Annotated in this window: 1 protein-coding gene; it reads left to right on the forward strand. The window is 64.3% G+C overall.

Annotation, left to right across the window (positions count from 1 at the left end):
• Positions 1 to 1,645, forward strand: a 1,645-nt coding sequence (locus tag AHiyo1_RS00275) for a PhoX family protein (RefSeq protein ID WP_059387231.1), incomplete at both ends; no start/stop codon positions are given.

A 1,645-nucleotide genomic window follows, 5' to 3' on the forward strand; every position in this document is an offset into this window, starting at 1 on the left:
CCGTCGGTGCGCTCGCCGTCGTGCAGGGCGGAAGCCTTTCCGGCAACGTTCCCGGCGGCGCTGGCCTGTCAGCGGCGGCGAAGACGGGCTTCGACAAGGCCAAGCTCAAGTTCGCGCCGATCAAGCCGGTCGACTACACCGTGGACGCGTTCACCGTCCCGGATGGATTCGCGTGGCAGCCGATCATCCGTTGGGGCGATCCGCTCTTCGCAGACTCGCCGGCCTTCGAGCTGAACGGCCAGACCGCGGCAGCGCAGGCCCGACAGTTCGGCTACAACAACGACTACACGGACATCCTGCCCATCCCGGATTCCAAGGACCGCCGTGCCGTGCTCTTCACCAACCACGAGTACACCAACGAGAACATCATGTTCCCGGCAACTTTGGCGGCCGCGGAGGCGCGCGCGATCGGGCGTGCCGCACACGGGCTCACGGTTGTGGAACTTGAGCGCAAGAACAAGAACAAACCATGGAATTACGTCAAGGGTGCGCCGCTCAACCGCCGCTTCCTGACCGACACCACCTACGAACTCACCGGACCCGCCGCTGGCACGGACTTGGTGAAGACCATCGACGATCCCTCAGGCCGGAAGATCAAAGGCACCCTCGGCAACTGCTCCGGAGGCACCACTCCCTGGGGCACCATCCTCTCCGGCGAGGAAAACTTCAACGGCTACTTCGTGGCTCCCGGCACCTCGGCGGGCGACAAGCGCTACGGCCTCTCCAACAAGGCAACGGCCCGTAAGTGGGAGCTGGATGAGCCGCGTTTCAACACCAACAACGCCGGCTACGCCAACGAGTCCAACCGCTTTGGCTGGATCGTTGAAGTCGACCCGTTCGACCCCTCCTCCACACCCAAGAAGCACTCCGCCATGGGCCGCTTCAAGCACGAGGGCGCCAACGTGATAGTTGCCGACTCGGGCCACGTGGTGGCGTACATGGGCGACGACGAGCGCTTCGACTACCTCTACAAGTTCGTCTCCAAGGGCAAGTACATGCCCGGCGACTCGGCCGCGGCACGCCGGAGCAACATGGACCTTCTCTCCGAGGGCGACCTCTACGTTGCCAAGTTCACCGGCGACTCTCCGGCGTCGGAGATCACCGGCAACGGCGCGCTTCCCTCCGACGGCGCCTTCGACGGTTCCGGCGAGTGGCTTCCCTTGGTGGTCGACGGCGTCTCCGCAGTTCCGGGCATGTCCGTCCCTGAGGTACTCGTCTACACACGCCTCGCCGCGGACAAGGTCGGCCCCACCAAGATGGACCGCTGCGAAGACGTCGAACCCAACCTGGCCACCGGCAAGGTCTATGTGGTCTGCACCAACAACTCGGACCGCGGCAAGCCTGGAAAGGAAGGCGCCACCGAGGTCAACCCGCGCACCCTCAACCGGGACGGCCACATCGTGGAAATCACCGAAACCGGTGACCAGACGTCTACGCGCTTCAATTGGACGCTCCTGATGGTTTGTGGAGACCCCGCCAAGAACTCCTCGACCTACTTCTCCGGCTTCCCGGCCGACAAGGTCTCGCCCATTTCCTGCCCGGACAACGTCGCTTTCGATTCGGCAGGCTACATGTGGATCGCCACTGACGGCGCGCCGTCGTCGATCGGGTACGCGGACGGCCTCTTCAAGGTCACGCTGGATGG

The organism is Arthrobacter sp. Hiyo1 (assembly GCF_001263615.2).
In the GTDB taxonomy this organism is placed as follows: Bacteria; Actinomycetota; Actinomycetes; order Actinomycetales; family Micrococcaceae; genus Arthrobacter.